Consider the following 6796-nt stretch of genomic DNA (forward strand, 5'->3'; position numbering starts at 1 on the left):
GCTGCTGGTGTTCGGCGGCTCGCAGGGCGCGCGCAGCCTGAACGAGGCGGTGTCGGGCGCCGCGCCGCAACTCGCCGCGGCGGGCATCTCGGTGCTGCACGCGCACGGACCGAAGAACACCCTCGACGTCGCCGCGACAGCGGAGCACGGCGCGCCCTATGTGGCGGTGCCGTATCTTTCCCGGATGGATCTCGCCTACGCCGCCGCCGACGCGGTGGTGTGCCGGTCGGGCGCGATGACCGTCGCCGAGGTGTCGGCGGTCGGGCTGCCCGCCTTCTACGTGCCGCTCCCGCACGGCAACGGCGAGCAGGAGCTCAACGCCAGACCCGTCGTCCGGCAGGGCGGTGGCAGAATTGTCCCGGACTCGGAGCTGACGCCGAAATACGTGATCAATGAGGTGATTCCGCTGCTCATGGACTCCGCACGGCTGATCGAGATGGGCCGCGCCGCGGCCGGCGCGGGGCACCGGGACGCCGCCGACGCGGTGGCGCGGATCGTGCTGGAGGTGGCCGGTGGATGAGGATCTCTCGGCCCTGCCGCCCGCGCTGGCGCGGGTGCACATGGTCGGCATCGGCGGCGCGGGAATGTCGGGCATAGCGCGGATCCTGCTCTCCCGCGGCGGCGCGGTCTCCGGCTCGGACGCCAAGGAGAGCCGCGGCGTGCTCGCACTGCGCGCGCGGGGCGCACAGGTGCGCATCGGCCACGACGCCAGCGCGCTCGACCTGCTGCCCGGCGGCCCGACCGTGGTGGTCACCACCTACGCGGCCATCCCGAAGACCAATCCCGAACTGATGGAGGCGAATCGGCGCGACATCCCGGTGCTGCTGCGCCCGGCCGTCCTCGCCTCGCTGATGCAGGGGCATCGCACCCTGCTCGTCTCGGGCACGCACGGCAAGACCTCGACCACCTCGATGCTCATCGTGTCGTTGCAGCACTGCGGATTCGACCCGTCCTTCGCCGTCGGCGGCGAGCTGAACGAGGCGGGCACCAACGCCCACCACGGCACCGGCGACATCTTCGTCGCCGAGGCCGACGAGAGCGACGGATCGCTGCTCCAGTACGAACCCGACGTCGCCGTGGTCACCAATATCGAGTCCGACCACCTGGACTACTTCGGCACCGACGAGGCCTACGTCCAGGTCTTCGACGACTTCGCCGACCGGCTCGCCGAGGGCGGCCTGCTGGTCGTCTGCCTGGACGATCCGGGCTCCTACGCGCTGGCCCAGCGGGTCGGACAGCGCCTGGCCGAGAAGAACATTCGCGTGCTCGGCTACGGCTCCGGCGCGCTCGCCGACGCGCCGGTGCCCGTCGGCGTGCGGCTGCACAGCTGGGAGCCCCGCGACGTCGGCGGCATCGCCCAGTTCCAGCTCGCCGACGAGACCGCTCCGCGCACCTTGCGCCTCTCGGTGCCGGGCAGGCACATGGCGTTGAACGCGCTGGCCGCCCTGCTCGCCGCGCGGGCGACCGGGGCCGACGTGGACGAGATCATCCAGGGCCTGGAGGGTTTCGGCGGTGTGCACCGCCGGTTCCAGTTCGCCGGCAGGGAGAACGGGGTGCGCGTCTTCGACGACTACGCGCACCACCCGACCGAGGTGCGCGCCGTGCTCGGCGCCGCCGCCGAGCTGGTTCAGCAGGAGGCGCGCGACGGGGCCAGGTCGCGGCAGGGCCGGGTGATCGTGGTCTTCCAGCCGCACCTCTACAGCCGCACCGCGACGTTCGCGCAGGACTTCGGCGCCGCGCTGAGCCTGGCGGACGAGGTGGTCGTGCTCGACGTCTACGGTGCGCGGGAGAAACCGCTGCCCGGGGTGAACGGCGCGCTGGTCGCGCAGGCGGTCACGAAACCCGTGCACTACCAGCCGGATATGTCGCGGGTCGGCCGTCAGGTCGCCAAGCTCGCGCTGCCCGGTGACGTCGTGATCACCATGGGCGCGGGCGATGTGACCATGCTCGGCAGCCAGATCCTCGACGGCTTACGGGCGCGCCCTCAGTACGGGCGGTGAGGGCGTGAGCCGGGGTCAGCGGGCGCGATCGGCCGGTGTGCGATTCGGTTCGGACGGGTGGCGGCGGGTCTCGCTGTGGGGATTGCTGGGCGTGTGCGTTCTTGCGGTTGTCGCCGGCGTCGCCCTGTTCACGCCGGTGCTCTCGGTGCGCACGGTCAAGATCGAGGGCGTGGTGGCGGTGCCCCAGCAGCAGGTGCGCGAGCTCCTCGAAATCCCTTCGGGGCGCTCGATGTTGCGCATCGACACCACCGCCATCGCCCGGCGTGTCGCAAGCATTCCGAAGGTGCGCACGGCGCGGGTGCAGCGCGTTTTTCCCTCGACCGTGCGGGTGACCGTGGTCGAGCGGGCGCCCGCGCTGTACTTCGAGAGTCCGCAGGGCGCGCACCTGCTCGACGCGGAGAGCGTGGAGTTCGCGATCGAGGACGCGCCGATCGGCGTGCCCAAACTCGTCACCGATCACCCGGCCAGCGACGCCCCCGTGACCAAGGCCGCGGTCGCGGTGATCGCCGCGGTGCCGCCCGCGCTGGCCATTCAGGTGGACGAGGTTGTGGCACGGTCCATTTCGGATATTTCCCTCAATCTGAAGGATGGGCGCACTGTAGTCTGGGGTGGGATGAACGACGCCGCACGCAAGTCGGCGGTCGTGCTTCCGTTGCTGACCCGCCCCGGAACGGTGTTCGATGTGTCCAGTCCGAACCTGGTCACGGTAAAGTGAGCGATACCCATTGCGCCCGCGTCGAATTGCAGTGTTCGACGGGTGGCGTTCGCCGGCCCACCGCGGTCGCGCGAGCCGCCGCCTCCGGGCCTGACGTTCACGGCACCGGCCCTCGCGCCGGGAACCGAGCGTCGGGGGGCAACCGTTCACCATACGTCGTGCGGCGCTGCGAGACGAGAGGGATCACACAAGATTCTGTCTCCCGTTTCGGCGCGCCTGCGCGCGTATTGCGGCGGCGGCGAATAGCGTTCCGCAGCAGTCGGATACTTGACATAACGCTAACCCTATGGTTGAGGTTTAGGGTTTGCCCGGGCGGCGGTTCGCTGAGTGAAGCCGCTCAGGCGAAGCTCGGCCCACTGGAACGGGCGCAGTGTCTCGTATCCGAAAACGACAGGCTTTAGATCGAAGGAAGGCGAGAGCCCATGACGCCCCCGCACAACTACCTTGCCGTGATCAAGGTCGTCGGTATCGGCGGCGGCGGTGTGAATGCCGTCAACCGGATGATCGAACAGGGCCTCAAAGGTGTGGAGTTCATCGCGGTCAACACCGACGCGCAGGCCCTGCTGATGAGCGACGCCGACGTCAAGCTCGACGTCGGCCGCGAGCTCACGCGTGGCCTCGGCGCCGGCGCCGACCCCGAGGTCGGCCGCCGAGCCGCCGAGGATCACAAGGACGAGATCGAAGAGGTGCTCAAGGGCGCCGACATGGTCTTCGTCACCGCGGGCGAGGGCGGCGGCACCGGCACCGGCGGCGCCCCGGTCGTCGCGCAGATCGCGCGCAAGCTCGGCGCGCTGACCATCGGCGTGGTCACCCGGCCGTTCTCGTTCGAGGGCAAGCGCCGCGGCGGCCAGGCCGAGACCGGCATCAACCAACTGCGCGAGTCCTGCGACACGCTCATCGTGATCCCCAACGACCGGCTGCTACAGCTCGGCGACGCGGCGGTCAGCCTGATGGACGCGTTCCGCTCGGCCGACGAGGTGCTGCTCAACGGTGTCCAGGGCATCACCGATCTGATCACCACCCCCGGCCTGATCAACGTCGACTTCGCCGACGTCAAGAGCGTGATGTCCGGCGCGGGCAGCGCGCTCATGGGCATCGGCTCCGCGCGCGGGGAGGGCCGCTCGGTCAAGGCCGCCGAGTCGGCGATCAACTCGCCGCTGCTCGAGGCGTCCATGGACGGCGCGCACGGCGTGCTGTTGTCTATCGCGGGCGGCTCCGACCTCGGCCTGTTCGAGATCAACGAGGCCGCGTCGCTGGTCCAGGAGGCCGCGCACATCGAGGCCAACATCATCTTCGGCACGGTGATCGACGACTCGCTCGGCGACGAGGTGCGCGTCACCGTGATCGCCGCAGGCTTCGACGGCGGCGGCCCCGCCCGGCGCACCTTCGACACCACCACCCGCGGCACCATCGGGACGGTCCGCGCCGGCGAGATCGGCCAGAACCGCACCAGCGAGGTCGCCGCCCGCGGCACCGACCTCGCGTCCACCACCCCGAGCACCACTCCCTCCACCCGCGGCGCCGTCCCGAGCTACCGCGATACCGACCGCACCCGCCTGACCGACCCCACCGTCACGAACAACACCCGCACCCACATCGAGCCCCCCGACGACGATGACGACGATGTGGATGTGCCGTCCTTCATGCGCAGGTAACCGTCGCGAAGATTCAGCCTCGCCATCCGCACCCTTCCAGATGCCTGGGACGGGTGCGGATCTCGTTGGCGCCGGCGCCCGCATGGCGCAGTGCGGCAACCCGTTACGGGTGCACAGGCGTGATCGGTTGTCGCGAGCCTTTCGCGCCCCTCGGCTGATCGCTCCCCGCCCGCGCGGCGCTACTAGGCTCGAGGCATGACTTCTGCCGGCACGTTGACCGTTCGACGAGTGACTACGACCAGGGCGGGCGGGTTTTCGGCGCCGCCCTACGAGTCGTTCAATCTCGGGGATCACGTGGGGGACGACCCGGCGACGGTGCGGCGCAACCGGGATCGGCTGGCCGAGGGGATCGGGCTGACGCCGGATCGGCTGGTGTGGATGGAGCAGATCCACGGGCGCAATGTCGAGATCGTCGACGGCCCGCGCGCCGAGCCGGTGCCCGCCACCGACGCGATCGTGACGAACGTGCCCGGCCTCGCGCTGGTGGTGCTGACCGCCGACTGCGTGCCGATCCTGTTGTCCGACGACGAGGCGGGCGTGCTCGCCGCCGTGCACGCGGGTCGGATCGGCGCGCGCATCGGCATCGTGCCCAAGGTGCTCGAGGCGATGGAGTCCCTCGGCGCGCGGGTGGATCGGATCGGGGCGCTGCTCGGCCCGGCCGCCTCGGGGCGACAGTACGAGGTGCCCGCCGCCATGCGGGCCGACGTCGAGAAGCATCTGCCGGGCAGCGCCGCGACCACCGTGCGCAACACCCCGTCCCTCGATCTGCGCGCCGGAATCAGCAGGCAGCTCATCGAAGCGGGCGTGGCCGGGGTGGCCGTGGACCCGCGCTGCACGATCGAGGATCGCACCCTGTTCAGCCATCGCCGCGGTGCGCCGACCGGACGGCTCGCCAGCGTGATCTGGGCGGAGGCGCGGTGATGAGCTCGGAAACCGTTGCGGCGCGGGTGGATGCGCGCACCGCCGAACTCGCCACCAATCTCGCCGCGCTGCTCCAGCGGGTCGACGCGGCCTGTCTCGCGGCGGGGCGCGCGGCAGACTCGGTGCGTCTACTCCCCGTGACGAAATTCTTCCCCGCCGAGGACGTGGCGATCCTCTATCGCCTCGGCCGCCGCGAGTTCGGTGAGTCCCGCGAGCAGGAGGCCACCGCGAAGGTGGCAGCACTGCCAAATTTGGTGCGGCAGAGCGCCGAAGGTGTCAGGCAGAGCACTGAAGATGGCAGGCATAGTGCTGGAGATGACGGGTATAGCGCCCAAGGTGACGAAGGACTCCCTGATGTTCAGTGGCACATGATCGGCCGCCTGCAACGCAACAAGGCGAAGGTCGTGGCCCGGTGGGCGCACACCGTGCACTCGGTCGACAGCGAACGGTTGGCAACGGCACTTGACGCCGGCGCGCGCGCCGCGCTGGACGCGGGGGAGCGCACCGCGCCGGTGCGCGTCCTGCTGCAGGTGAGCCTGGACGAAGACCCGTCGCGCGGTGGTGTCGCGCCCGCCGAATTGCTCGCGCTCGCCGCACATGTCGCGGCGTCGGAGGGATTACGACTGTCCGGTCTGATGGCCATTCCGCCATTGGGGGCTGAGTCTGATGCGGCATTTGCACGACTTGCGACATTGCACACGATGGTGCTCGCCGAGCATCCCGGCGCGACAGAACTTTCCGCAGGAATGTCGGGCGATCTGGAATCCGCCATCGAACACGGGTCCACGTGTGTGCGTGTCGGTACCGCCTTGATGGGCGCTCGACCGATAACCTCGGCGTAGCAAAGAAACCTCATCAGTCACATTCGACACATATGCTTGAGGCTGACGAGGGCTGAGCAAGACTTCAACACCCGGCCGCCACCGGGGCCGAAGGAAGGTCGACCAATATGAGCGAGCGCAGCGAGCGAGTTCTCGACGCAGCCACCATCGTGGTCATGACTGCGCCGAGCGTCGGCGAGGTCAGGTCATGAGCGATCGCGGCACGCGGCCAATGGCCGCAACCACTTTCGTGGTCATGGTGGAGCCGAGCGCCGGCGAGGGGGTGTCATGAGTACGCTGCACAAGTTCAAGGCGTACTTCGGCATGGTTCCGCTCGAGGACTACGAGGACGACTACGTCGACGATCGCGGTCCCCGCGGCGGCGAGGATCGCGTCGCGCGTCGGTCAAGGCCCCGCGACTACCCCGACCGCGACGCCTACGGCCCCGACCGCTACGCCGAAGATCGTTACGCCCCAGACCATTACGGGGCCGACGGCTTCGACCGCGAGGACGCCGACTACCCGGAGCCCGCGTACAAGTCGCCCTACAAGGCCGGTTACCCGGTTTCCCGTCGCGCGGAGTACGCCGACGAGCCCTACGGCGAGGACCGCTACGACACGCGCCGGCCCACCCGGATCGAGACCGCGCCGTCGTCCGGCCGGTTCCGCGCCGGCGGCAGCGTG

Annotated in this window: 6 protein-coding genes and 1 pseudogene; all 7 read left to right on the forward strand. The window is 69.9% G+C overall.

Annotation, left to right across the window (positions count from 1 at the left end):
- On the forward strand, nt 1-520 hold a 520-nt coding region (locus tag ON39_RS11310), incomplete at its 5' end, for a glycosyltransferase (protein WP_040733476.1).
- A 40-nt stretch (nt 521-560) separates the two neighbouring features.
- Nucleotides 561-2000 (forward strand): UDP-N-acetylmuramate--L-alanine ligase, encoded by a 1440-nt coding sequence (gene murC, locus ON39_RS11315; RefSeq protein WP_051186514.1) that lies wholly within the window; start codon nt 561-563, stop codon nt 1998-2000.
- A 4-nt stretch (nt 2001-2004) separates the two neighbouring features.
- Nucleotides 2005-2715, forward strand: a complete 711-nt coding sequence (locus tag ON39_RS11320; protein ID WP_083894385.1) for a cell division protein FtsQ/DivIB — start codon at nt 2005-2007, stop codon at nt 2713-2715.
- A gap of 422 nt (nt 2716-3137) precedes the next feature.
- Nucleotides 3138-4370 (forward strand): cell division protein FtsZ, encoded by a 1233-nt coding sequence (gene ftsZ / locus ON39_RS11325; protein WP_040733478.1) that lies wholly within the window; start codon nt 3138-3140, stop codon nt 4368-4370.
- 195 nt (nt 4371-4565) lie between these two features.
- Complete coding sequence (pgeF, locus tag ON39_RS11330; RefSeq protein ID WP_040733480.1) at nt 4566-5291, forward strand: peptidoglycan editing factor PgeF; 726 nt, start codon at nt 4566-4568, stop codon at nt 5289-5291.
- Entirely contained in the window at nt 5291-6133 is an 843-nt protein-coding gene (locus tag ON39_RS11335; protein WP_040733482.1) for a YggS family pyridoxal phosphate-dependent enzyme, read from the forward strand. The genes pgeF and ON39_RS11335 overlap by 1 nt, the downstream gene beginning before the upstream one ends.
- A gap of 267 nt (nt 6134-6400) precedes the next feature.
- A pseudogene (locus tag ON39_RS50535) lies at nt 6401-6796 on the forward strand (cell division protein SepF); the annotation flags it as partial.

It is taken from the genome of Nocardia tenerifensis NBRC 101015, from assembly GCF_000308715.1.
Taxonomy (GTDB): Bacteria; Actinomycetota; Actinomycetes; order Mycobacteriales; family Mycobacteriaceae; genus Nocardia; species Nocardia tenerifensis.